This window comes from Nocardia sp. NPDC004168 (genome assembly GCF_040610355.1).
GTDB lineage: Bacteria > Actinomycetota > Actinomycetes > Mycobacteriales > Mycobacteriaceae > Nocardia > Nocardia sichangensis.
The window spans coordinates 84,882-108,068 of record NZ_JBEXME010000017.1; the positions used below are offsets into that span (position 1 = coordinate 84,882).

A 23,187-nucleotide genomic window follows, 5' to 3' on the forward strand; every position below is an offset into this window, starting at 1 on the left:
GCTGGTTCATCGCGGTGCCAGGTCGGTGCCCGCCAGCAGTCCGCTGACCCGCAACAGTTCGTCGTTCTCGGCGGCTAGGCCGATCGTTGTGCGCAGGTAGCCGGGCAGGCCGACGTCACGGATCAGCACGCCGTGATCGAGGTAGCGCTGCCAGCTGCGCGCCGCGTCGGTGAAGCGGCCGAACAGCAAGAAGTTGGCGTCGCTGGGGATCACGTCGTAGCCGAGTTCTCGCAGCGCCGCCGCCACCCGGTCGCGCTGCGCGGCCAGTTCGGCGACGCTGCCGAGGGTCTCCTCGGCGTGCCGCAGGGCGGCGCGCGCGGCGGCCTGGGTGACCACCGACAGGTGGTAGGGCAGCCGCACCAACAGCATCGCGTCGATCACCGCGGGTGCGGCGACCAGATAGCCCAGACGCCCACCGGCGAACGCGAAGGCCTTGCTCATCGTCCTGGTCACCACGAGCTTCGCGGGGAAACGGTCGATCAGCCCGATGGCGCTCGGCTGCGCGGAGAATTCGCCGTAGGCCTCGTCGACCACCACGATGCCGGGGGCGGCCGCGAGGATGCGCGCGAGGTCGTCCTGCGGGATGCTGTGCCCGGTGGGATTGTTCGGGCTGGTCACGAACACCACATCCGGCCTGCGCTCGGCGATGGCGGCCAGCGCGTGCTCGATGTCGAGGGAGAAGTCGGCGTTGCGCTTGGCCTCGATCCACTCGGTGTCGATGCCCTCGGAGATGATCGGGTGCATCGAGTACGAGGGCACGAAACCCAGTGCGCTGCGGCCCGGTCCGCCGAAGGCCTGCAGCAGCTGCTGCAGGATCTCGTTGGAGCCGTTGGCCGCCCAGACGTTGCCGGTCTGCACCGCGACACCGGTCTGCGCGGTCAGATACCGCGCCAGGTCGGTGCGCAGCGCGACGGCGTCGCGGTCCGGATAGCGGTGCAGGTCCGCGGCGGCCGCCCGGATCGATTCGGCGACATCGTCGATCAGCGCCCGGCTCGGCGGATGCGGGTTCTCGTTCGTGTTCAACTGCACGGGGACCGTCAATTGCGGTGCGCCGTAGGGTTTCTTGCCACGCAGGTTCTCCCGCAGCGGCAGATCTTCCAGGGTCAGGTCCGCGCCGGGCGCGCTCACCGCGCGCGTCACGACAGGGCCTCGAAACGCGCCTGCACGGCCTGGCCGTGTGCGGGCAGGTCCTCGGCGTTCGCCAGCGCCACCACGTGGCCTGCCACGTCCTTCAGCGCCGCTTCGGTGTACTCCACGACGTGGATGCCGCGCAGGAAGGTCTGCACGCTCAGGCCGGAGGAGTGCCGCGCGCAGCCCGCGGTGGGCAGCACGTGGTTGGACCCCGCGCAGTAGTCACCGAGGCTGACCGGCGCGTACGCGCCGACGAACACCGCGCCCGCGCTGCGCACCCTGGCCGCGACCGCGGGCGCGTCGGCGGTCTGGATCTCCAGGTGCTCGGCGGCGTAGGCGTTCACCACGCGCAGGCCCTGCTCGATGTCGTCGACCAGGACGGTGCCGGACTGCTTGCCGCGCAGCGCCTCGGTCACCCGGTGGGCGTGCTTGACCACGGCCAGTTGCGTGGTGAGCGCCGCGTCCACCGCGTCGGCCAGCTGCTCGCTGTCGGTGACCAGCACGCTCGCGGCGAGGACATCGTGCTCGGCCTGGCTGATCAGGTCGGCGGCGACGTGCACCGGATCGGCGGTCGCGTCGGCGAGGATGGCGATCTCGGTGGGCCCCGCCTCGGCGTCGATGCCGACCAGGCCGCGGCACAGCCGCTTGGCCGCGGTGACGTAGATGTTGCCCGGCCCGGTGATCAGATCGACCGGTTCCAGCTGCGCGCCGTCGGTGTCGACGCCGCCGTAGGACAGCAGCGCGACGCCCTGGGCGCCGCCGACCGCCCACACCTCGTCGACGCCGAGCAGTTGCGCGGCGGCCAGGATGGTGGGGTGCGGCAGCCCGCCGAACTGGGCCTGCGGCGGCGAGGCCACCACCAGCGAGCCGACGCCCGCGGTCTGCGCGGGCACCACGTTCATCACGACGCTGGACGGGTAGACGGCGTTCCCGCCCGGCACGTACAGGCCGACCCGCTCGACGGGCACCCAGCGCTCGGTGACGGTGCCGCCCGGTACCACCTCGGTGGTCTTGTCGGCGCGCCGCTGGTCGGCGTGCACCTTGCGCGCCCTGGCGATGGATTCCTCCAGCGCGGCGCGGACCGCCGGATCCAGCCGCTCCAGCGCGGCTTCCAGCTCGGCCGCGGGCACCCGCACCGTCGCCGGGATGACCCCGTCGAAGCGCTCGCTGAACTCCAGCGCCGCCGACACACCGTGATCACGGATCGCCTCGACCACCGGGCGCACCTGATGCAGCACCGAGTCCACGTCGACTCCCCCGCGCGGCAGCGCGGCGCGCAGCTCGGCGACGGAGGGAGTACGACCGCGCAGATCGACGCGGGCGAGCTCGATGCGGGTTGTCATGTGGTGTCGGTCCTTGTCTCCAGCTGATTCCGCAACAGGAAAGTTGCCGCTACCAGCCTAATGGGCCGACGCCAGCCGTTATCCGCGTGGTCCGGGCGGCGGGGCCGCAGTGGACCCATGTGCGCAGGTCCGGGCAGCGGGGGTGTCCCGCGGCGCGCCGAGTCCGGCACCGCTCTCGATCTATCGCGGGGGATGGGCCAGGCTCACGCGTCAGCGGGTGTCGCTGTCGATGAGCACGGACCCGTTTCCGGGATTGATCAACCGGAGCGTCACCGACTTGTTCCGGCTCCCGTAGGACACGCTGGCCACGTTGACGTCCACCGAACCGTCCGCGTTGACGCCCGAACCGCCGCCGGTGTCGACGGTGTTGAACGTCGACACCCGATTCTGCGTCCAATAGTCCTCGAAGGCTTGCTGGCTGCCGTATACCTGCTGGGCAGCGGGGGTCAGCTGTTTCCAAGCAGCGGAGAAGCTCGAGTACGTCAGATTGTTGTAGAAGTTCACCACTAGATCGATGGACTGCCGCGAGTCGGCCTTGCCGACGCTCTTCGTCTCCCCCACCGAGGCGGCGGCCGACGTCGTGTTCGCGCCTGGTCGCGTCGACGCGACCACGGAAGACGTGCTGCCCTGAGCCGTGCTGGTGCCCGAACCCGACGAACTCATCATGTTCACCACGACGGCCCCGACGACGGCGACCGCGCCGATCAGTGCGCCGATCAAGATCGCGCGGCGTTTGCCGCCCGCGCCGTGCCGGGACTGCGGCCGCGGCTGGGCCATGGTGCGGGGGTGCGTCGCGGTGTCCGGGTGGGCGGGTGGCGGCGGGGGGACCGGACGGGAGCGCGGCTGGCGCTCGGTCGGCGTGTAAGGCGTCGACGCCATCGCCGAAGGCCGCAGCTCGCGGGTCGCCGATTCGGACTGGCCCGCCCTCGGCCGGGCGAACGCCTCGCTGGCGGGCACGAATCCGGCGGCCACCGGGGCCGGACCCGCGTCGGCGAACGCGGCGAGGTGCTCGCGCGCCGCCCGCATGCTCGGACGCTCGCGCGGCTCGGGGCTGAGCAGGTCGAGCAGGAAGTCCGTGGCGGGGCCCGCGTTGCGCGGTTCGCTCAGCTGACCGTTCGCGGCCGCGTAGAGCACCGCGAGCGGATTGGAGCCCGCACCGTAGGGCGGTTCGCCCTCGAGCGCGTGGAACAGCGTGGCGCCCAGCGCGAACACATCGGAGGCGGGACTCGGATCGGAGCCACGGGCGACCTCGGGCGCGAGGTAGGCGGCGGTGCCGCAGATCAGCCCGGTCTCGGTGAGGGTGACGTCGCCGGTGGCGCGGGAGATGCCGAAGTCGGTGATCTTCACCGTGCCGTGATCATCGAGCAGGATGTTGCCCGGTTTCACGTCACGGTGCACGATGCCCGCCTGATGCGCGGCGATCAGCGCCGAGGCGACCTGCTCGCCGATCCGCGCGACCTGGGTCAGCGGCAAGGTGCCCTGCGCGGCGATCACCGCGGCGAGGCTCTTGGACTTCAAGTACTCCATCACCAGGCAGGGGTCGCCCTCGTGCTCGGTGATGTCGAACACGACGATCGCGTTCGGATGCTGGAAGCGGGCGGCGTTGCGGGCCTCCCGGATCGCGCGCTGGCGCACCACGTCGCGTTCGGCCTCGGGCAGGCTCGGCTGGATGTGGATCTGCTTGACGGCCACGGAGCGCTGGAGGCGTTCGTCGACGGCACGCCAGACCACGCCCGTGCCGCCGCTACCAATCCGCTCGACCAGGCGGTAATGCTCCGCGATCAACTGACCGGTATCGATGGCGCCTACTCCGAACCTTCTCGAAATCGTGACATCCCGCATATTGATTACTCACGCGGTCCGGGGATGAGTGTAGCGGGCGTAGGAATGCTCGCACGCGTCAGCCGGGCCTTCACACTGCCTCGAATCGCCCGAAAGGGACTAACCACGGGCACGCAGCATCCGGCCCGCCGCGTCCACCGCGGGAGCCGAACTGCCCGCGTCGCTGATGAACACGGAAAAGGCCAGGTCGCCGTCGATGCCGACGAACCAGCCGTGGGCGTGGGCGTCATCGATGTACTCCGCGGTGCCCGTTTTGCCGAGCAGGCCGGGAATGTCGCGCAATTGGGTCGCGGTGCCACCGGTGATGGTCTCGCGCATCATGGCTTTCAGCTGGTCGTCGACCTGCGGCGGCAGCGCGTCCGAGGTGCGGTCCGGGGTGCCCGGCTTGCCCGCGACCAGGGTGGGCGCGGGCACCGAGCCGCGAGCGATGGACGCGGCGACCAGGGCCATGCCGAACGTCGACGCTGTCACCTGCCCTTGACCGATCGCCGACTCCACACGTAACGCGGAGGTCTCGGCCGCGGGCACCTTCCCCGTGACCGTGGTCAGGCCCGGTGTGACGTAATCGATGCCGAGGCCGAGTTGTGTGGCCGCTTTCGTCAGCGCGTCGGCGGGCAATCGCACGGCGAGGGCGCCCATCGTGGTATTGCAAGAGCGGGCGAACGCGGTGTGCAGCGGAACCGCGCCGAGATCGAAATTGTTGTCGTTGGGGATGCGGCGACCCTCGATGTTCGCGGTGCCGGGGCAGGGCAGCACGGTGTCGGGTGTGACCGTCCCCGCCTGCAACGCGGCGGAGACGGTGACCGTCTTGAACGTCGAACCCGGCGGGTACAGCCCGGTCAGCGCGATCGGGCCCTGCGCGTCGGCGGGGGCGTTCTGCGCGATCGCGACGACCTCGCCGGTCGACGGACGCAGGGCGACGATCGCCGCGGGCTGTGCGATCGGGGCGAGCGCCGCCTCGGCCGCGCGCTGCAAGCCGAGATCGAGCGTGGTCGCGATGTCGGCGGTGGGCGTGGGATCCGTTCCCGCGACCCGCTCGGTGCCCTGCGGCGTCTGGGCGCGCACGGCCCACCCGGCGTGCGCGTCGGCGGACTGCTGCCACAACTCGGCCAGTCCGGACAGGGTCGGGGCGGCCAACGCCTTGTCGGTCGTCAGCAGACGGGTCTGCGGCGCGAGGGTGACACCGGGCAGCGCGGCCAGGCGGTCTCGGATCGGGGCGAGATCGGAATCGCGCAAGGTGATCGCGGTGATCGGCTTTCCTTGCGCCGCCGCCAGTTCCGTTTGCACCGACCCGGCGGTGAGGCCGGGCGCGAGCGGGCCGAGCAGATCCGCGACCGCGGGGATGTCGGCGCCGGGGCCGACGTCGACCAGCGTGACGACCTGTTCGGTCATCAGCTCGCCGCCTGCGGAATCGAGGATGCGGGCCGGTTGCGGATAAACCCTGCCGTAGCTCAATGGCCCCGCCGCGAGCCCGGGGGCGACCGTGGCGGGATCCCACTTCACCCGCCATCCGTTCCCGTCGTCGTGCGCGGCGCCGTTGGTGGTGTAGGTCCACTCCGACTTGCCGTCCGCGCCCAGCTTCCAGGTGGCGGCCAGGGCGAAGCGGTTGTCGTCGACCGAGCGGACGTCGAAGCGCACGTCCTTGCCGAGTCCGTCGTACAGCGCGCCGAGGGTGTCGGCGGCTACGGCCGGATTGTCGGTGAGCGCGGCCGCGGCGGCGATATCGTCGCGGTTCAACGCCTCGGCGAATTGCCCTGCCACGGTATCGGGCTGGTCCGGCCCTGACGAGCAGGCGGCGGCCACGAGCAGCGGTGCGGCGAACAGGACGAGGGCTTTCCGGTTGGTACGCACCCGACGACCATAATGGGCGCAGCCGGACATCACCGGTCAACAGCCCGCTCGCGGGGTCAGTCGCGTATCCACGGAGCATTCGCGAGTGCGGCGGCATCGGCCTCGGTGAGGTCGATGTCGAACACCTCCGCGAGGACCTTGGGCAGCTCGGTCGGCTCCAGTTCCCTTGTGTTGCCGGTGCCGTCGGGGTACTCGGTGACGAGCGTGGTGCCGTCCAGCACGTGGTGGACCTCCGGGTGGAAACGCTGCACGAACGGCCGGGTGGTGAACGGGGAACGCGGCGAGGTAGCCACGAAATGGTTGCCGACGGCGTAGTCGATGCCGTACTGCGGATTCAAGGTGAAACTGTACCGGTCGATCCACCCGTCCCGGCCGAATTGGTGCAGTACCCACAGGTCGGAATCCAGCTCGCCGCGCCTGCTCTCCAGCCGGAACTGCCAGTCGCCGCCGGTGAATTCGCCCGCGGACAACTCGAACGGCACCAGCGGTCCGGCGCCGAAGCCGACGTCGCACAGCCAGACGCGGTCGTCGTCGGCGGTCGTCACGCGCAGCAAGGCATGGGTGGCAGGCCGCAGCGCCGTGCCCGCGCCCATGCTCACGCGACCGCTGAGGCCGGTGACACCGAATCCGAGGCGTTCCAGCGCGGCCGCGAACAGTCCGACGTTCTCGTAGCAGTAACCGCCGCGGCGGCGCCGCACGAGTTTGTCCTGCAAGGTCGCCAGATCCAGGGGGATCGATCGGCCCAGGATGATCTCCAGGTTCTCGAACGGGATCGCGGTGGTGTGCGCCCGCACCAGCTCGTGCAGCGTCCGGACGGTGGGGGCGCGCTCGCCGTCGAACCCGATCCGGGCCAGGTAGGCGTCCAGATCGAGATCCGCTCCGTTCCAGTGGTAAGCCGGGTCGGCGGGTTTGCTCATCGCGTCCTCACTTCGTCGTCGGTTCTTCTCGGTCAACTGCGCGCAACGGCGATCGTGTTCCCTCACGCCGCGCACTTCGCGCCCGGCGGGGCGGCCGGTGCGGTGACGACGTCGTGCGCGACGTCCACGAGGTAGTCGCGATCCGGGCCGTCGACCGGCTCCGCGCCGAGCAGCAGACGCTCGACGACGCAACCGCCCTCGAAGAGGGCCGGTCCGACGCTGTGGTCGCCGGGAACCACTTGCCCGTTCAGATCGCGCCCGGTCACGACGGTGTACATCGAGGTGGGTCGGCCCGCGGCGAGCAGCCCCGCGCGCATCTCGACGCTGGTGGCATACGGCACCACGTCGTCGGCGGTGCCGTGCACGAGAAACGCCCGCCGCACGTCCATCCGGGCCGCCAGCAGCGCGGGCGAGCGTTCGGCGTAGGCGAGCGGGCAGGTGGCGGGCGGGCAGCCACCCGCGTCGCGCTCGATCTGCGCGGGCAGCGCCGGATCCACGGACCCGGCGCCCAACCACATCGTGAAATCGTCGGCGGGACCGTAATTGTCGACCCAGTAGTCGAACATCCCGCGCGGGCCGTGCGCCACCGCGAGACCACTGGTGATGCCGCCCTGGCTCCAGCCCCACAGCACCGTGCGGGTGATCGAGCGATGGGTATCCCGGTACCACGTGGTCGCGGCGACGATGTCGCGCCACCCTGCCCACAGATTCCATTCTCCGGTGCGCCACATGCTCTGCGCCGAGCGCAGATCCATCGACAGGATCGGCGTCGCGGTGCGCCGGGCGATCGACTCGAGGTAGCCCGCGAAATCGGCCGACGATCCATCGTGCCCGTGCACCGCGACCACGAGCGCGTGCGCGGTCGCGTCGTCCTCGGCGCACCGATAGGGCTCGTATACCCGGCCGGTCGCCTCCTCCCCGTCCACGGTCAGCGAAACAGGGCGCACCGCCACATCGACGGCGCAGTCCCCATCCGCCGAAACTCGTGGCGCCACAAGAACTGTCGTCAGGAGCACACCGGCCAACGCGCAGCACGATACGAGAGATGCCCATCGCATCCCCGGATGATGTCACGCCGTCAGCGCGGCATCGCGGCGCAGGCGCGCCACGACGAGCAGTCCGCCCGCTGCGGCCGCGAGGCCGACCACCACGCCGAACGCGATCACACCTGCGCTCAATCCATAAGCGTCGCCGAGAAACCCGGCGGCCAGCGGTAGCACCGCGGCGGGGAGATACCCCCCGACGTTCTGCGCGGCGTTGGCCTCGGCCAGCCGCTCGCCCGGCACGCTCGCGCTGATCGCCGTCAGTCCGCCGAACTGGCCGAGCCCCTGACCGGCACCGGCGAGCACGGCCGCCGTCACGAACAGCGGAAGCGAGGTCGCGACCAGTGAGAGCACCAGCGCGGCCATGCTCGTCACGGTCGCGATCGTGCCGCCGAGCAGGATGACGCCCACACCGAACCGCCGGGCCGCGAACTGGACTCCGGTCGCGGCCAGGAACATCGCGAACGCCACCGCACCGGCGAGCACCCGGTCGGCGACACCGAGCAGATGTGCCAGCACCGACGGCCCCAGCGACAGGACGAACGACGTCGCGGTGATGCCCGGTCCGAACACCGCGATCCCCAGCAGCACCGCGGTGCGACCTTCCCTTACGACCGACGGGATCCGGATCCACGGTCCGCGCCCGCCGGCACCGGCGGGCAGAGGCAACCGGGCCACCACCGCGAAAGCCGTAGTGAGCACGGCGATCTCGACCAGGAAGACCGTCACCGTCGGGCCGGGCAGCGCTTCGGACAGGATGCCTGCCAGCAATGGCCCGCTCCCGGCTCCCAACACCATCGCCGTGGACGCGGCCAGCGCGGCGACCCGTTTGCGGTCGGACCCGCCCACATCGGTGACCGCCGCCATTCCCGCCGACACCGTCGCGCCGACCGCCAGGCCGGTCAGCAGCCGCGCCAGGGCCAGCAGCGGGACCGACTGCGCGACCGCGAACAACACACAGGCCGCCACCGCCGCCGCCACCGCGGGCAGCAGCACCGGTTTGCGACCCACCCGGTCCGACACCACGCCCGCGACCAGCAGCGCACCCAGCAATCCGGCGATGTAGCAGGCGAACACCGCGGTCAGCGTCCCGGCGGAGAAGCCGATCGCCCGCTGCCACACCACGTACAGCGGGGTCGGCGCGTTCGACAACACGAACACCGCGAACACCGGCCACGCCGCCGCCCACACCGAACGTCCGCCCGTCCGTGGTGCTTCCGTGCGTAGCACCGTCACCGTCGATCCCATCACCACTCCTTGGTTCGAATTTTTTCGTACTGGTACGACAGTAATCGAACTTGGCGCCTAGTACGATAGAAGTCGTACAAGTCGTCCGAAATCCGAGGAGAACGCGATGCCAGCGGCCGCCGACACCGCCGATGCCACCTCCGTCCTGCCCGAGCCGGCCCGCGCCGACCTGCGACTGGATCACGTGCTGGCCGCGCTGAGCGACCCGCTGCGCCTGACCATGGTCCGCCGGTTGCTACTGGACTCCCCCGACACCGACCGGTCGTGCTCCTGGTTCGGCATCGATCGCCCCAAATCCACGTTGACGCACCACTTCCGGGTCCTGCGCGAGGCGGGCGTCACCCGGCAGCGACGCTACGGACTCGAACGCCGCAGCCAGGTCCGCGTCGACGATCTCGAGGCGCGCTTTCCCGGCTTGCTCGACCTGGTCCGCTCCTGGGAGCCTGCCGACTGATCCAGAATTTTGGGGGCAGGACCCGACGCCCGAGACCGCCGCGACCTGGCGCGAACAACTGCTCGCCAGGCGGAACGCATCGCGCGGCGGGTCCTTTCGCGACGCCGCCGTGGCCCTGTGCGCGCTGGTCGCCGTGGCCGACGACGCGACGTCGGCGGCGGACGCGGCACCGTCGCCGAACTGGTCGCGGCGGATCCGGTGCTGCGCAACTTCCCGGTCGACGACTTGCGCGCCTTGTTCGAGGACAACTGCAATCGGCTGGCGAACGATCCGGTCCTCGGCTGCGCGCACGTGCTGCGGCAGATCGCCAAAGCGATGCACAAGCCGGCCGAGGCGGACGCGGTCGTCCGCACCGGCATCCCGATCGGCGGCGCGGCGGGCGCGTGCGGCCCGGCGGCGACCGAGGCCGTCCGCGACGCCTGCCGGACGCTGCGCCCGGCTCCGGAGCGCTTCGGCCTCTGACCCGACGGTGCGAACGCTACGATTCGCCTATGCGTTCGATTGATGTCGCCGAGCGGCGCGCCCGGCTGGCGGTGCGACACCGGCTGGCCATCCCGGAGCGGGCCGGACAGGTCGCGGCGATCGCCCGCTCGCTGGTCGCCCTGCACGCGACCGATCCGGCGACTGTCTTCCTCTCCGTCGCGGCCCGCGCCGAGGGGCTGGCGCCCGCGGATGTCGAACAGGCGCTCTACGACGACCGTTCGCTGCTGCGGATGCTGGCCATGCGCCGCACCATGTTCGTCGTGCCGGTGGAGCTGGTCGCGATCCTGCAGGGTTCGTGCGCGGACGCGCTGGCGCACAAACAGCGGCGCACCTACGGCAAGTACCTGGAACAGGCGGGCATCGGGGACGGCGATGTGCGGCGCTGGTGGGCCGAAGTCGAGACCGAGACGCACAAGGCGCTGCTCGATCGCGGCGCGGCGACCGGCGCGCAGCTGAGCAAGGACGTCCCCCGCTTGCGCACCCAGGTGAACACCGCGCCGGACAAGCCGTATTCGAAGCCGACGAACATCACCACCTGGGTACTGGTGACGCTCGGCTGCGAAGGCCGCATCGTGCGCGGACGGCCGAACGGCAGCTGGACCAGCAGCCAGTACACCTGGGCGCCGATCGAATCGTGGTTGCCGGACCCCGTCCCCGTGATTCCGGCCGCAGAAGCCCGCGTCGAGCTGGTCCGCCGCTGGTTGCGCGCGTTCGGTCCCGCGCCGGTGTCCGACATCAAGTGGTGGACCGGGTGGACGCTGGGCGAGGTGCGCGCGGCGCTCGGCGCGCTCGAGCTGATCGAGGTCGACCTCGACGGCGTGACGGGCGTACTGCTGGCCGACGACGTGGAGCCGGTCGCCGCCCCGGAGCCATGGGCGGCATTGCTTCCCGCGCTCGATCCGACGCCCATGGGCTGGCAGGCTCGAGAATGGTTCCTCGGCCCCCACGCACCGAACCTGTTCGATCGCAACGGGAACATCGGGCCCACCGTCTGGTGGAACGGGCGCATCGTGGGCGGCTGGGCGCAGCGCGGTGACGGCGAGATCGTCTACCGCCTGCTCGAAGACGTGGGGACCGACGCCGAGGCGATGATCGCCGCGCAGGCGCAGCGAGTCGCCGAATGGTACGGCGACGTGCGCGCCATTCCCCGTTTCCGGACGCCGCTGGAACGGGACCTCACCGCCTGACCGAGCGCCCCGGCGCACCGCCGGGTAGCTCGGGCGACATGGAGATTCGCGCATTCGCCGAGTCCGACCGAGCCACGCTGCGCGGCTTGCGCGTTCGGGCGGGTACCTACATGTCCAGTCCGAGGTCGAGGACGCGGACCGAGTGGGTGAGCGCGCCGACGGCCAGGTAGTCGACGCCGGTGCGGGCGTAGTCGGCGGCGACGTCGAGGCTCAGGCCGCCGGAGGACTCCAGTTTCGTCCGCGGTGACGCGGCGTTGCGGCGCTGCACTGCCGCCTGGGTCTGCCAGAGCGGGAAATTGTCCAGCAGTACCAGTTCCACGTTCTCGGCGAGCACGGCGTCGAGCTGTTCGAGGCTGTCGACCTCGACCTCGCAGGCGATGTCGGGGGCGGCGGCGCGGACCGCGCGCAACGCCTCGACCACCGACCCCGCGGCGACCACGTGGTTGTCCTTGATCAGGGCGGCGTCGCCGAGACCCATCCGGTGGTTGACGCCGCCGCCGACCCGCACGGCGTACTTTTGCAGCGCGCGCAGTCCGGGCAGCGTCTTGCGGCTGTCCCGGATGCGGCAGCGGGTGCCCGCGACGGCGTCCACCCAGGCGGCTGTCGCCGTCGCGATGCCGGACAGATGGCACACCAGGTTGAGCATGGTGCGCTCCGCGGTGAGCAGCCCACGGGTGGGCGCGATCAAGGTCAGCACGGACTGTCCGGGCGACACCCGGGTGCCGTCGGCGACGCGGTCGGTGATCTCGTAGGCGTCCGCGCCGATCACCTCGTCGAGCACCAGCAGCCCGGCGTCGAGCCCGGCCACGGTTCCCGGTTCCCGCGACACCACCGATGCCTTGATCACCGCGTCCGCGGGCACGGTGGCCGTCGTCGTGACGTCCGGGCCGTAGCGCAGGTCCTCGTCCAGCGCGGCGCGGATGACGCGCAGCACCTCGTCGCGATCCAGGGCGTCGTCCAGAGCCATCGAAGCGTTCCTCTCTGACCGAGCGGGGTTCTCGCGGTCCACCGGATGCCGCGCTCGGTGCGTGTGATCAGGGAATGGGGGCGTACTCGGGGACGCCGTCGCCGTTGAGCCGGATCGGGAGGCTGTGGCGGAGTTCGGGCAGGGCGTCCGGGTGATCGGACCGGGTGTGACAGCCGCGGCTCTCGGTGCGGGCGAGCGCGGCCAGCAGCAGCGCGCGGGCCGCGAGAGTGAGTGCGGCGTCCTCGATTCCGGCGATCGGGTGGGTGGCGGCGGCGAGCGTGTCGCGGTTGGTGACCACGTCGTCGAGTCGCTTGAGCGCTTCCGCGAGTCCGGCGCGGTCGCGGACCACCGAGGCGTGCGTGGTCATCAGGTGCTGCACTACGTCGCGGTCGACGTAATCGGCTACGCGAGTGGGGATCTCGCTCACCCGGGCCCGCTCACCGAGCCGCTCGGCGGCGGCGGCTCCGGCGCGCTCGCCGACCACCAGCCCCTCCAGCAGACTGTTGGACGCCAACCGGTTCGCCCCGTGCAGTCCGGTGCGCGCGACCTCTCCGGCCGCGTACAGGCCGGGCACTGCGGTACGGCCGTGAGTGTCGGTGACGACGCCCCCGCACTGGTAATGCGCGGCAGGCGCGACCGGGATGAGGTCGGTGCGCGGATCGATGCCCGCCGCCAGGCACGAGGCGGTGATCGTCGGAAACCGCTGCGGGAAACCGTCGATCGAGCGGGCGTCGAGATAAACGTGCTCGGTGCCCAGCGCCCGCATGCGCGCGGCGATGGCGCGGGAGACGACATCGCGAGGCGCGAGATCGCCCCGTGGATGCACCCCCTCGGTCACCGCGTTGCCTTCGGTGTCGACCAATGTCGCACCTTCGCCGCGCACCGCTTCGCTGATCAGCGGCCTGCGCCCGATACCGCCGGGGGTGTACAGCACCGTCGGGTGGAACTGCACGAATTCGAGGTCGGCGACGGCGGCGCCGGCCCACAGCCCGAGCGCGATGCCGTCGGCGGTGGCGCCCGGCGGATTGGTGCTCAGCGCGTACAACTGGCCGAGCCCGCCGGTGGCCAGCAACACAGCGGGCGCGTGCACGACACCGAAACCTCGGTCCGACAGCGCGACCACGCCCCGCACACCGTTCGGCCCCGTGACGATCTCGCCGACGGCCGCGCCGAACAGCACCGGCAAGCCGGCTTCGTTCAGCGCCCGCTGCACCTCGGCGCCGGTGGCGTCGCCCCCGGCATGGATGATCCGGCGGGTGCTGTGGCCGCCCTCGCGGGTCCGCGAGATCTGGCCGTCGCGGCCGAGGTCGAACACCGCGCCCAGGTCGGTCAGCGCGGCCACCGCGTCCTGCCCGCCCTCGACGATGGAGCGCACGGCGTCCACGTCGCACAGGCCGACGCCCGCCTCCACCGTGTCGTGCACGTGTGACTCGACCGAGTCACCGTGCGGCGCCACGACGGCGATGCCGCCCTGGGCGTACTGGGTGGACGTATCCGTCGGCCCGCCCTTGCTGAGCGTGAGCACCCGCAGCCCGCGCAGTGACGCGGTGCGCGCCGCGGTCAGTCCCGCGACGCCACCGCCGATCACGACCAGATCGGCCTCGGCCTCCCAGTCGATGGAAACCCGGGTTGTCATCGCCCCGCGCCTCTCTGTCTTCCGATCCGCGAACGTTCCGCGGCGCGGGCGCTGTGGTCAGCGCGTTGCGCCGGAGAGCGACCCGCCGCCGCGAGGGCAGCGGTCGGACTCATTCACCGCCGCCGGGATTACCGATCGCGATCATCCGTTGCACCGAGTTGCGGCCCAGCGCGGCGGTTTCCGGATCGACGTGGACCTCGTCACGGCCCTCGACCAGGCAGCGCAGCAGGGCCGCCGGAGTGATCATCTTCATGTACTTGCACGACGCCCGGTCGTTCACGGCCTGGAAGTCGATGCCGGGGGCGGCCTTGCGCAGCTGGTGCAGCATGCCGACCTCGGTGGCCACGAGCACCTGATTCGACTTCGCCGCCTTGGCCGCGTCGATCATGCCTCCGGTGGACAGGATGTGCACCCGATCGGCCGGGAACGCGCCCTCGCCCGCGAGGTACAGCGCCGAGGTGGCGCACCCGCATTCGGGGTGCACGAACAGTTCCGCGTCCGGGTGGGTACGCGCCTGCTCGGTGAGCTCGTCGCCGTTGATGCCCGCGTGCACGTGGCACTCGCCCGCCCAGATGTGCATGTTCGCGCGGCCGGTGACCCGCTTGACGTGCGCGCCGAGGAACTGGTCCGGCAGGAACAGCACCTCGCGGTCCGGGTCGATCGAGGCGACCACGTCCACCGCGTTGGAGGAGGTGCAGCAGATGTCGGTGAGTGCCTTCACCTCGGCCGTGGTGTTCACGTAGGACACGACCACCGCGTTCGGGTGCTCGGCCTTCCAGGCGCGCAGTTCGTCGGCGCTGATCGAATCCGCGAGCGAACATCCCGCACGCTGATCGGGGATGAGCACGGTCTTCGCCGGGCTCAGGATCTTGGCGGTCTCGGCCATGAAGTGCACGCCGCAGAACACGATGGTGTCCTCGGGCGCCTCGGCCGCGATCCGCGACAGCGCCAGCGAGTCGCCGACGTGGTCGGCCACGTCCTGGATCTCCGGCAGCTGATAGTTGTGCGCCAGGATTGTCGCGTTGCGCTCCCTGGCCAGACGCTTGACTTCCTGCGCCCACTCCGGCGTCGCCTCGACACCCGCGAACCCGGAGGGTCCGTCGAACACCTGCCCCATCAGCGGGGGCGCCAGTTTCGCACCCGTCGTCGCCATGGATGGCTCCCTTCCTCGTGCGGTCGGCTACACCGCCGATTCGCACCAAACCAGGTTTTCGACTTATAATCGAAAACGTGGCCCATAGTAGCACCATCCACGAATCGCTCACCGCGGTGTTCCAGGTTCGTCGCTACCCCCGGGACATCGCCGCAGGTCACGCCCCTGCCGACCGGGCAGAAGGCATGCTGCTACGTTGCCCGCCCGACCAGCGGACCCAACTCGCGGTGTTGTTGTGGGAACGCGCACTCGACCCGCAGAAGGGCACCTGGTCGCTCCCCGGCGGACGTCTCGGCGACGACGAGGACCTCGACGCCTCCGCGCGCCGCCAGCTCGCCGAGAAGGTCGACGTGCGCGAGCTGAGTCATCTGGAACAGCTCTCCGTGTTCAGCGCCCCCGACCGGGTGCCGAGCCCGCGCCGCATCGCCTCGGCCTACCTCGGGCTGGTCCCGCTGACCGCCGACCCGCAGCTGCCCCCGGACACCGCCTGGCACCCGGTGTCGGCACTGCCGGACATGTCCTTCGACCACCGCACGGTAGTCGACCACGCCCGCACCCGGCTGGCGGCGAAACTGTCCTACACCAACATCGCCTTCGCTCTCGCGCCGGACCGGTTCACCATGTCGACACTGCGCGAAATCTATTGCGCCGCACTCGGTTACGACGTGGACACTACGAACCTTCAGCGAGTTCTCTCCCGCCGCAAGGTGATCACCCCCACCGGAGCCACCGCCGCCCCCGGCCGCGCGGGCGGCCGCCCCGCCGCGGTGTACCGCTTCACCGACTCCGGCCTGCGCGTGACAGACGAATTCGCGGCGCTGCGCCCACCCGGCCCTTCGTAACCGGCCGGAAAGCCGGCGATATCGGCGGGTACGCCAGATGCCGGCCGCGGAAGCGGCGGTCAGGCATTGCTCAGCCTTCTGCCGCAGTCTTGCGATGCTTGTCCCGGCGACGGTACTGCCGTTTGCTCGGAATGGGCCGCGCCGCATTACCGCGCCGCAGCGCATCCCGCCGCCGCCACGCCGCCAGATCGGCCCGTTCGCCCCGCGCAGAAGCCGCCCCGTCCTCCACCGCGTGCGCGGTCTTCACCACCCAGTCCCTTTCCGACAACCCTCGGCCACTCCGGCCGCCCACCATATCCTCGCGCCCACGTCGGCTCCAACGGATTTTCAAGATCAGCGGCACATGGTTGCGGCATTTCGCGAGAAGGCCCTCCGTCGTGTGCCGTTGATCATGAGGAGGCGTCGAGGAAGGCGACGATCGCCGGGAGGTCGGGGCGGTAGGCGGAGGTGGTGTCGACCTCGAGTGTCGGCGCGTCGAGGGAGATGCGCTGGAAGGCGGCGGGTGCGGGGTGGTCTGGATCGTCGTGGGCGCGGCGGAGCGGATCCGAACGGTGGCGCTGGTGGATTCGCTGTGTCGCGAGAGCTGGATCGATCGTGCAGTGCACGATGCGGAGCTGGGCGTGGGCGCGCAGCGGTGTGAGGCCGGGACGCCACAGCCGGTCTTGGAAGGCGGCTTCGGCCACCACCGTGACACCGGCCCGCAGGAGCAGTTCCAGCGTCTGGAAGAACACCGGCAGCGTGCGGAGGTTCAGCTCGTTCGAGCGGCTCGGGGCGTAGTTCTCCGTCGCGTGGACCATGCCCTCCTTGATCTCGTCCCGGCAGATGGCTGGGCAGCCGATCGCCCGGGCGAGAGCGTGCGCGAGCGTCGTCTTGCCCGACCCCGGCGGGCCACTGACGACGACGAGGGTGGGGAGCCTGGGCGATCCGTCGCTCATATCGGCACCGTAACTCGTGCGCCGCTGCGGCAGCCGAGAACTCGTCCGCGCCGGTGGCGGGTTGCCCGCGCGGATCCGGCGACCCGGCCGGGCTCGCCGGCGCGAGGCTCGCCAGCAGCGCGCACGAAGTTCGCACCGAGACCCCAGGTCGGTCAGGCGGTCTTCATCTGCGGACCGGGCGGCGGAGCTTCGGTCCGCTGCGTTAGGCGCGACCCGGCCCAGAAGGCCAACTCCACCAACCAGAACAACAGGAGGAACACCGTCACCACGGTCGCGGGAACGGCGAGGAAGAACACCGAAGGGACCGCGACGACGACGAACCGGGCGACGTCGCCCGCACTCGCGCCGCGTAACCGGTGCGCCGCGCGCACGGCCGCCCACATCATCCAGCGGCGTGGCAGGGAGACTCCGAGTTCGTGCAGGCATCGGCGGAAGATGCCGTCGGCGTCGGCCACGCCGACCGTGTTCGTGCTCAGCAGGTAGTCGTGCAGGATGGCGGCACGGGTATAGCTGCCGTAGCGGGGAATCAGCCAGATCAACGGGCGCGGCACCGAGGCGAAGTCCGTCCGGAAACCAGCTGGGACCACGAATTCCTCACTCGCACCGCGATAGACCAGTGGTTCGGTCACCCGCCAGAACTTGGCGTCGAGCTCTTCGACGACCGGACCGCCACCCACGAAGGCCACGTCCCATTCCTTCCCAGCACGCCACGAGTTCCCGACCCCGAAGTGGTTCGGAAAACCTTCCCCGTCGCGGCGACGTGCCGGACGACGCGTCAGCGGCGCTGGCGATATTCGGGCAGCGAATATCCCTCTGGGGCAGGCTGGTAGCCACCATAGGGCAGCTCTGCGCTGCTCGCAGCGTCACCATAGGGCATGAAGGCGCCCTGGCCGTCGTAGGAGGCTTCCTCCTTCCGGGCGGCGCGGCGGCCACTGCCGAGATCCGCCGAGGTACTCAGCGCCGCGAGGAACAGCATGACGAACGACGCGATCAGCGGCTGCACGATCAGCGCGAGGTCGCTGCCGAGTTCGATCGGCAAGGTGACGATCTGGCCCACCGGCGGGTCGTGCGGGCGCGGATGCGACCACTCGGCGACCTGCTCCCCTACACCGGCCATCACCACCGCACCCAGGCCGGAACCGATCAGCAGGCCCAGCTGCAACAGCGGCCCACGCGCCGAGCGCCAGCGCCACACGGCCAGTGCGCACAGCAAGCCGAGCACCGCCCCCGCGAGGACGAACAACGCCAGCGCGTCGAACTGATGCGCAGTCTCCCCGGTCAGTCCGACACCGCGACCCGGCTCGACCACGAGCAGCCGCTCGGTCGGCGCGAGCAGGCCCCAGCCGACACCGGCGAGCGCGCTCACCACCACCACGGCGACGGCGACCACAGCCGCCGCCCGCACCTCACCGCGCAACGGCGACGCCACTAGCGGCGTTCCAGTTCGGCCGAGTCGACGACGCCGTGCCGGGAGCACTTGGCCCACCAGCCGTCCGGGCTCACCTGCACGATCATGCGGCGTCCGCACTGTTCGCAGAAGCGCGGCGGCTCCAGGCCCAGCGCGGCGGCGGCCGGGATCGCGTCGTCGAGGCCCGGCACGATTCGCTTGCCGGTGAACGGGTTGTAGCGCTCGTCCATGTCCATGACAGTACTCATGCTCGCTCGCCTCTTCGTCGCAACCGAGCCGGTCAGAGCGTTTCGTTGAGCGCCTTGATCGGCATCTTCAGCTCGCCGAGCAGGTCCAGGTCCTGTTCGGCCGGGCGGCCGAGGGTGGTCAGGTAGTTGCCGACGATGACGGCGTTGATGCCGCCCAGGATGCCCTGCTTGGCGCCGAGGTCACCGAGGGTGATCTCCCGGCCGCCCGCGAAGCGCAGCATGGTGCGCGGCAGCGCGAGCCGGAACGCGGCCACGGCGCGCAGCGCGTCGGACGCGGGCAGCACCTCCAGGTCGCCGAAGGGCGTACCCGGACGCGGGTTGAGGAAGTTCAGCGGCACCTCGTCGGGCTCGAGTTGGGCCAGGTTCGCGGCGAACTCGGCGCGTTGCTCCAGCGTCTCGCCCATGCCGAGGATGCCGCCGCAGCAGACCTCCATGCCCGCTTCGCGGACCATACGCAGGGTGTCCCAGCGCTCCTCCCAGGTGTGCGTTGTCACCACGTTCGGGAAGTAGGACCGCGAGGTCTCCAGGTTGTGGTTGTAGCGGTGCACACCCATGGCGGCCAACTGGTCCACCTGCTCCTGGGTGAGCATGCCCAGCGAGCAGGCGACCTGGATGTCCACCTCGTTGCGAATCGCCTCGACACCGGCGGCCACCTGGGCCATCAGGCGCTCGTCGGGACCGCGCACGGCCGCCACGATGCAGAACTCGGTGGCGCCGGTCTTCGCGGTCTGCTTGGCGGCTTCCACCAGGCTGGGAATGTCCAGCCACGCGGCGCGCACCGGCGACTGGAACAGGCCCGACTGCGAGCAGAAGTGGCAGTCCTCCGGGCAACCGCCGGTCTTGAGGCTGATGATGCCCTCGACCTCGACCTCGGGGCCGCACCACTTCATGCGCACCTCGTGCGCCAGGGCGAGCAACTCCTCCAGCCGGTCGTCACCGAGCCGTAGCACCTCCAGCGTCTGCTCCTGGGTCAGCCCCACCCCGCGCTCGAGCACCTGCTCGCGGGCGATCGACAAGATTTCGGTGTCTACAGGTGCCTGGGTCACTGCACGAATCCCTTCGTCCGGCCGAGGTGGCCGTGCAACTTGAACGGTGTTCAGGCTAGGGTAGCGGTAGGAGTGAGTCAAAGCACGACGGGAAGGGCATCGAGTGCAGCTGCACCGGGCGGACGTGGTCGACGGAGCCATCGCGATTCTGGACCGATACGGCCTGGCCGACCTCACCATGCGCAGGTTGGCCGGCTCGCTCCAGGTGCAGCCCGGCGCGTTGTATTGGCACTTTCCGAACAAGCAGGCGCTGCTCGGCGCGGTCGCGGACAAGATCCTCGCGCCCATGGAGGACCCGATCGCGGCCGAGGAATGGTCCGGGCAGATCACCGAACTGGCGCACCGGCTGCGCGACTGCTTGCTGGCCTATCGCGACGGCGCCGAATTGGTGTCGGCGACCTACGCGTCCCGGCTCACCACGAGCAAAGGGCGAGAACGGCTGGTGAGCGCCGCCATCCGCGCGGGCATGCCGCGCCAGGAGGCCGAACTCGCGGCGTTCACGCTGCTCTACTACGTCCTCGGTGAGACCGTGGACGAGCAGTCCAGGATGCAGATGGACTCGGCGGGCGCCCTGCCCGAGGGCGCCTCGCCGTTGGAGGAGACCACCGACCCCACCGCCCGTTTCGACTTCGGCCTGCAATTGTTCGTCGCGGGCGTGCGGCACTTGCTCGGCACCCGCGTCCGCTGACGCCGGGGGCGTCCCGATCACGGTTCCGCAGTAGGTGTAGCGGCCGTTTCCGAAGCAGTCGACAGCGACTGTTCCCTCGCGGGTGCGCGCCGAGCGTCAGCGCAGGTGCGTGTTCAGGAATCCCAGCGCATGCGGAAGCGATGCCAGGAACGCGCCGCTGTGGTCCTTGCCGGGGTACTGCTGGACCGTCACTCGTATTCCGGGGTTCAGCTCTTGCAGTTCTTTCCCGTAGCTCTCGGTGTCGGTGGGAGGCACATCGATGTCCGCGGTGCCGTAGCCGATCAGGAGATCGCTGGTGAACCGGTCTTCCGGATATCCCGTCAGGGCGGCGATGTCTTCGGCGAAGGTGGGCGTCGGCCGGTCGGGGTCGGCGACGAGCGCCGACGGTCGGCGGCCGTCGGCGCGCTCGACCAGATGCGAAAGGCATTCGTGGGCGGCCTTTTCCACGAAGTCCTTGCCGAAATCGGACAGGTACGGGGTGACGCTGCCTGGGTTCAGTTCCTCCAGCGAGGCCAGATAGTACGCGGCGTAGGCGATCTGGTTCTTGGAGCCGGTCGAGTCCGCCCGGAACATCTCCGGCAGGCTCTTGCTCGGGTCGGTGCGCAGCCCGGTGGCCACCACTCCGCTCAACCCCGTAGCGGAACCGCCTTTCTCGGCATACAGACCGGCCGCGCTCATCACCGCGTGCGCTCCCTCCGACTGACCGACCAAGGCCCATCTGCGTGATAGCGGAATCGGAGTCGTGCGCATCGCCGCGACCGCGTCGATTATCGACATCCCCTCGACGTTCGTGTTGTAGTAGCTGAACTGCCCGCGGGTGCCGAGGCCTTGATAGTCGGGAGCCAGTACCGCGTACCCGTTCTCCAGGATCTGGTCGAAATAGGTGATGTTCCGCTCGGACTGCGGGCGGCGCGACGGCGCGCAGGCATCGCCGATGCCCGCGGTTCCGTGTGCCCACACCACCAGCGGCCATCCTCCCTGCGGCGGCAGGCCCGGGGGCAGATAGAGCGCACCGGATGCCTGCGCGGGTGCGCCGTGCTGATCGGTCGTGGTGTAACCGATCCCGAGCGACACCGCGGCCTTGGGGAAAGTCCACGCGGGATCGAGCAGCGCGATCCCGCTCAATTGCCCGGTCGTCGGGCTTTCCGCTGTCGCAGGGGCCACCCCGAGCGTGACCGCGACGCACATACTTATCGAGGCGGCGACCAGGCCGGATCGCCGAAGGAACGATAGGGACATGCCGCAGCACCATACCGACGCACTCCGATGACCAGACCCTAGCGACACGTGCCACCAGTGGAAATTCTCGAATCCGCGCAACCGCGGCGAGGCCGAGCGCCTACCCGGTCTGGGCCGACCGCCGCCCTGGCGCCCCGACCACGCCCGGAAACCAGCGATGCATCGTGTAGGCGCCCGCCGCGGCGGTGAGCGCGAGCGCGATGGCCGCTCCGCCGAGCACGGTCACGGCGCTGATCGCGCCGACCGCCACCGGTCCGACGAACATGCCGATGTCGTGGGTGAGCCGCCAGGCCCCGAGGAACTCCGCCCGCTGCCCGTCGGGCGCGACATCAGCGCCGACCGTCATGATCAGCCCGTTGCTCATGCCGTTGGCCAGCCCGAGCAGCACGGCGGCGCAACCGAGCCCGAGCACCGAGGAAGTGCACGGCAGCACACCGAAACCGGCGGCGAACAGGACCATCGACGGCACGCCGGTCGCCCGCCTGCCGTAGCGATCCAGCCACACGCCCGCCGGATACGACATCAGCACGTCCACCGCGCCCGCCAGGCCGAACACCAAACTGGTGGTCGACGCGCTCAGTCCGATGTGCGCGGCCCACAACGGAAGCAGCGCCAGCCGGGCCGCACGCGCGGCCCCGACCAGCAGCGCGGCCAGGCCGAGTGTGCCGAGGGTCCTGCGGTGCTCGACCACGATCGCCGTCAGCGCGTGCCCCGCGCCCGCCTCGCCCGATCCCTCCGGCGATCGGATCGCCGCCATGGCCGCGCCGGACACCACCGTGGTCACCAACTGCAACCACAACGCGCCGTTGGGACCGAGCGAATGCACCACGGCCGCACCGAGGAACGGTCCGCAGAAGAACCCCAGCCGCATGGAACCGGCCAGCGTCGACATCGCGCGGCCGAGGTCGTTCGGGGGCACCACGGCAACCAGATAGGACTGGCGAGCCAGGCCCCACACCGCGCCCGCCGCACCGTTGAGCAGCATGCCCAGCGCGAGCACGCCGACATTCGGCGCCACGATCGCCGCGAGCACGCCGATCGCACCGACCACCGAACCCACCGCAAGCGCACCGCGTTCCCCGATGGTCGCGACGACCCGCCCCGCGGGCAGGTCGGTGAGCACCATGCCCAACCCGGACAGCGCGACGATGATCCCCGCCAGCCCGGCCGACGCGCCCAGGTCGAGCGCGCGCAGCGCGTACATCGGCGCCGCCGCGCCGGACCCGATGCCGTACACCACCATCGGCACGAACACCGTCCAGGTCAGCGACCGCAACCGCACGCCGCCGATGTCGCCCGCTACGACGGACCGCTCGCTCATCGCATCGCCGATCGATGCCGCGAGACCGCGCTCCGCCCGATCACATCCGGCCCGAAGCCGCTGCCCGAGGCGAACCGCACAACCGGCGTGGTGGAGGCAACCCGCGACACGACAGCAGGAGACTCGGAACCGGCCGACCACCAGCACCCGGAGCGCACCTGGCTCGCATTGCCCTGGAACCCGACTCGCTGGTTCGAGTCGACCA

General features: G+C 70.6%; 22 protein-coding genes. 5 read left to right on the plus strand and 17 right to left on the minus strand.

Annotated features, from left to right (window positions below):
* Positions 1-6: 6 nt before the first annotated feature.
* The 7 genes from ABZW96_RS26250 to ABZW96_RS26280 all read right to left on the minus strand — a co-directional run bounded on the left by ABZW96_RS26250 (position 7) and on the right by ABZW96_RS26280 (position 9,375).
* The gene (locus ABZW96_RS26250; RefSeq protein WP_355078273.1) at positions 7-1,140 is read right to left on the minus strand and encodes a histidinol-phosphate transaminase; all 1,134 of its coding nucleotides are present in this window, start codon (positions 1,138-1,140) and stop codon (positions 7-9) included.
* Entirely contained in the window at positions 1,137-2,474 is a 1,338-nt protein-coding gene (gene hisD, locus ABZW96_RS26255; RefSeq protein WP_355078274.1) for a histidinol dehydrogenase, read from the minus strand. The genes ABZW96_RS26250 and hisD overlap by 4 nt, the downstream gene beginning before the upstream one ends.
* A gap of 210 nt (positions 2,475-2,684) precedes the next feature.
* Positions 2,685-4,316, minus strand: coding sequence for a serine/threonine-protein kinase (locus tag ABZW96_RS26260; RefSeq protein WP_355078275.1), 1,632 nt, complete (start codon positions 4,314-4,316; stop codon positions 2,685-2,687).
* Positions 4,317-4,415: 99 nt separating this feature from the next.
* Positions 4,416-6,167, minus strand: coding sequence for a penicillin-binding transpeptidase domain-containing protein (locus tag ABZW96_RS26265; protein ID WP_355078276.1), 1,752 nt, complete (start codon positions 6,165-6,167; stop codon positions 4,416-4,418).
* 56 nt (positions 6,168-6,223) lie between these two features.
* Positions 6,224-7,084: an arylamine N-acetyltransferase gene (locus ABZW96_RS26270; RefSeq protein WP_355078277.1), complete on the minus strand. Its 861-nt coding sequence runs from the start codon at positions 7,082-7,084 to the stop codon at positions 6,224-6,226.
* A 62-nt stretch (positions 7,085-7,146) separates the two neighbouring features.
* Positions 7,147-8,031: a prolyl oligopeptidase family serine peptidase gene (locus tag ABZW96_RS26275; RefSeq protein ID WP_355078278.1), complete on the minus strand. Its 885-nt coding sequence runs from the start codon at positions 8,029-8,031 to the stop codon at positions 7,147-7,149.
* A 123-nt stretch (positions 8,032-8,154) separates the two neighbouring features.
* Positions 8,155-9,375, minus strand: a complete 1,221-nt coding sequence (locus ABZW96_RS26280) for an MFS transporter (RefSeq protein WP_355078279.1) — start codon at positions 9,373-9,375, stop codon at positions 8,155-8,157.
* A gap of 106 nt (positions 9,376-9,481) precedes the next feature.
* Between ABZW96_RS26280 and ABZW96_RS26285 the strand changes: the two genes are divergently transcribed.
* The 3 genes from ABZW96_RS26285 to ABZW96_RS26295 all read left to right on the plus strand — a co-directional run bounded on the left by ABZW96_RS26285 (position 9,482) and on the right by ABZW96_RS26295 (position 11,499).
* The gene (locus ABZW96_RS26285) at positions 9,482-9,829 is read left to right on the plus strand and encodes a helix-turn-helix domain-containing protein (RefSeq protein ID WP_355078280.1); all 348 of its coding nucleotides are present in this window, start codon (positions 9,482-9,484) and stop codon (positions 9,827-9,829) included.
* Between the two features lie 117 nt (positions 9,830-9,946).
* Positions 9,947-10,291, plus strand: coding sequence for a hypothetical protein (locus ABZW96_RS26290; RefSeq protein WP_355078281.1), 345 nt, complete (start codon positions 9,947-9,949; stop codon positions 10,289-10,291).
* A 29-nt stretch (positions 10,292-10,320) separates the two neighbouring features.
* Positions 10,321-11,499, plus strand: a complete 1,179-nt coding sequence (locus ABZW96_RS26295) for a winged helix DNA-binding domain-containing protein (protein ID WP_355078282.1) — start codon at positions 10,321-10,323, stop codon at positions 11,497-11,499.
* A gap of 106 nt (positions 11,500-11,605) precedes the next feature.
* On the opposite strand, the gene nadC is transcribed toward ABZW96_RS26295, so the two are convergent.
* The 3 genes from nadC to nadA form a co-directional block, all read right to left on the minus strand.
* A complete protein-coding gene (gene nadC, locus ABZW96_RS26300) occupies positions 11,606-12,466 on the minus strand; it encodes a carboxylating nicotinate-nucleotide diphosphorylase (protein ID WP_355078283.1) in 861 nt (286 codons plus the stop codon).
* Positions 12,467-12,533: 67 nt separating this feature from the next.
* Positions 12,534-14,102 (minus strand): L-aspartate oxidase, encoded by a 1,569-nt coding sequence (locus ABZW96_RS26305; RefSeq protein WP_355078284.1) that lies wholly within the window; start codon positions 14,100-14,102, stop codon positions 12,534-12,536.
* Positions 14,103-14,211: 109 nt separating this feature from the next.
* The gene (gene nadA, locus ABZW96_RS26310) at positions 14,212-15,255 is read right to left on the minus strand and encodes a quinolinate synthase NadA (protein WP_355078285.1); all 1,044 of its coding nucleotides are present in this window, start codon (positions 15,253-15,255) and stop codon (positions 14,212-14,214) included.
* Positions 15,256-15,332: 77 nt separating this feature from the next.
* Here nadA and ABZW96_RS26315 point away from each other — a divergent pair, with 77 nt between their 5' ends.
* Positions 15,333-16,097 (plus strand): NUDIX domain-containing protein, encoded by a 765-nt coding sequence (locus tag ABZW96_RS26315; RefSeq protein ID WP_355078286.1) that lies wholly within the window; start codon positions 15,333-15,335, stop codon positions 16,095-16,097.
* A 389-nt stretch (positions 16,098-16,486) separates the two neighbouring features.
* On the opposite strand, the gene ABZW96_RS26320 is transcribed toward ABZW96_RS26315, so the two are convergent.
* From ABZW96_RS26320 to bioB, 5 genes are all read right to left on the minus strand, one after another.
* Complete coding sequence (locus ABZW96_RS26320) at positions 16,487-17,032, minus strand: ATP-binding protein (protein ID WP_355078287.1); 546 nt, start codon at positions 17,030-17,032, stop codon at positions 16,487-16,489.
* A 152-nt stretch (positions 17,033-17,184) separates the two neighbouring features.
* On the minus strand, positions 17,185-17,718 hold the full coding sequence (locus ABZW96_RS26325; protein ID WP_355078288.1) for a DUF1353 domain-containing protein: 534 nt from the start codon (positions 17,716-17,718) through the stop codon (positions 17,185-17,187).
* Positions 17,719-17,807: 89 nt separating this feature from the next.
* A complete protein-coding gene (locus ABZW96_RS26330) occupies positions 17,808-18,461 on the minus strand; it encodes a DUF2567 domain-containing protein (RefSeq protein ID WP_355078289.1) in 654 nt (217 codons plus the stop codon).
* Positions 18,461-18,688 (minus strand): hypothetical protein, encoded by a 228-nt coding sequence (locus tag ABZW96_RS26335; protein ID WP_355078290.1) that lies wholly within the window; start codon positions 18,686-18,688, stop codon positions 18,461-18,463. The genes ABZW96_RS26330 and ABZW96_RS26335 overlap by 1 nt, the downstream gene beginning before the upstream one ends.
* A gap of 32 nt (positions 18,689-18,720) precedes the next feature.
* Complete coding sequence (bioB, locus tag ABZW96_RS26340) at positions 18,721-19,734, minus strand: biotin synthase BioB (protein ID WP_355078291.1); 1,014 nt, start codon at positions 19,732-19,734, stop codon at positions 18,721-18,723.
* Between the two features lie 103 nt (positions 19,735-19,837).
* Between bioB and ABZW96_RS26345 the strand changes: the two genes are divergently transcribed.
* A complete protein-coding gene (locus tag ABZW96_RS26345) occupies positions 19,838-20,422 on the plus strand; it encodes a TetR/AcrR family transcriptional regulator C-terminal domain-containing protein (RefSeq protein WP_355078292.1) in 585 nt (194 codons plus the stop codon).
* Positions 20,423-20,518: 96 nt separating this feature from the next.
* Here ABZW96_RS26345 and ABZW96_RS26350 read toward each other — a convergent pair whose 3' ends face one another.
* Together ABZW96_RS26350 and ABZW96_RS26355 are read right to left on the minus strand one after the other, a co-directional pair.
* Entirely contained in the window at positions 20,519-21,661 is a 1,143-nt protein-coding gene (locus ABZW96_RS26350) for a lipase family protein (protein WP_355078293.1), read from the minus strand.
* Positions 21,662-21,761: 100 nt separating this feature from the next.
* Entirely contained in the window at positions 21,762-22,982 is a 1,221-nt protein-coding gene (locus ABZW96_RS26355; RefSeq protein WP_355078294.1) for an MFS transporter, read from the minus strand.
* Positions 22,983-23,187: the final 205 nt, after the last annotated feature.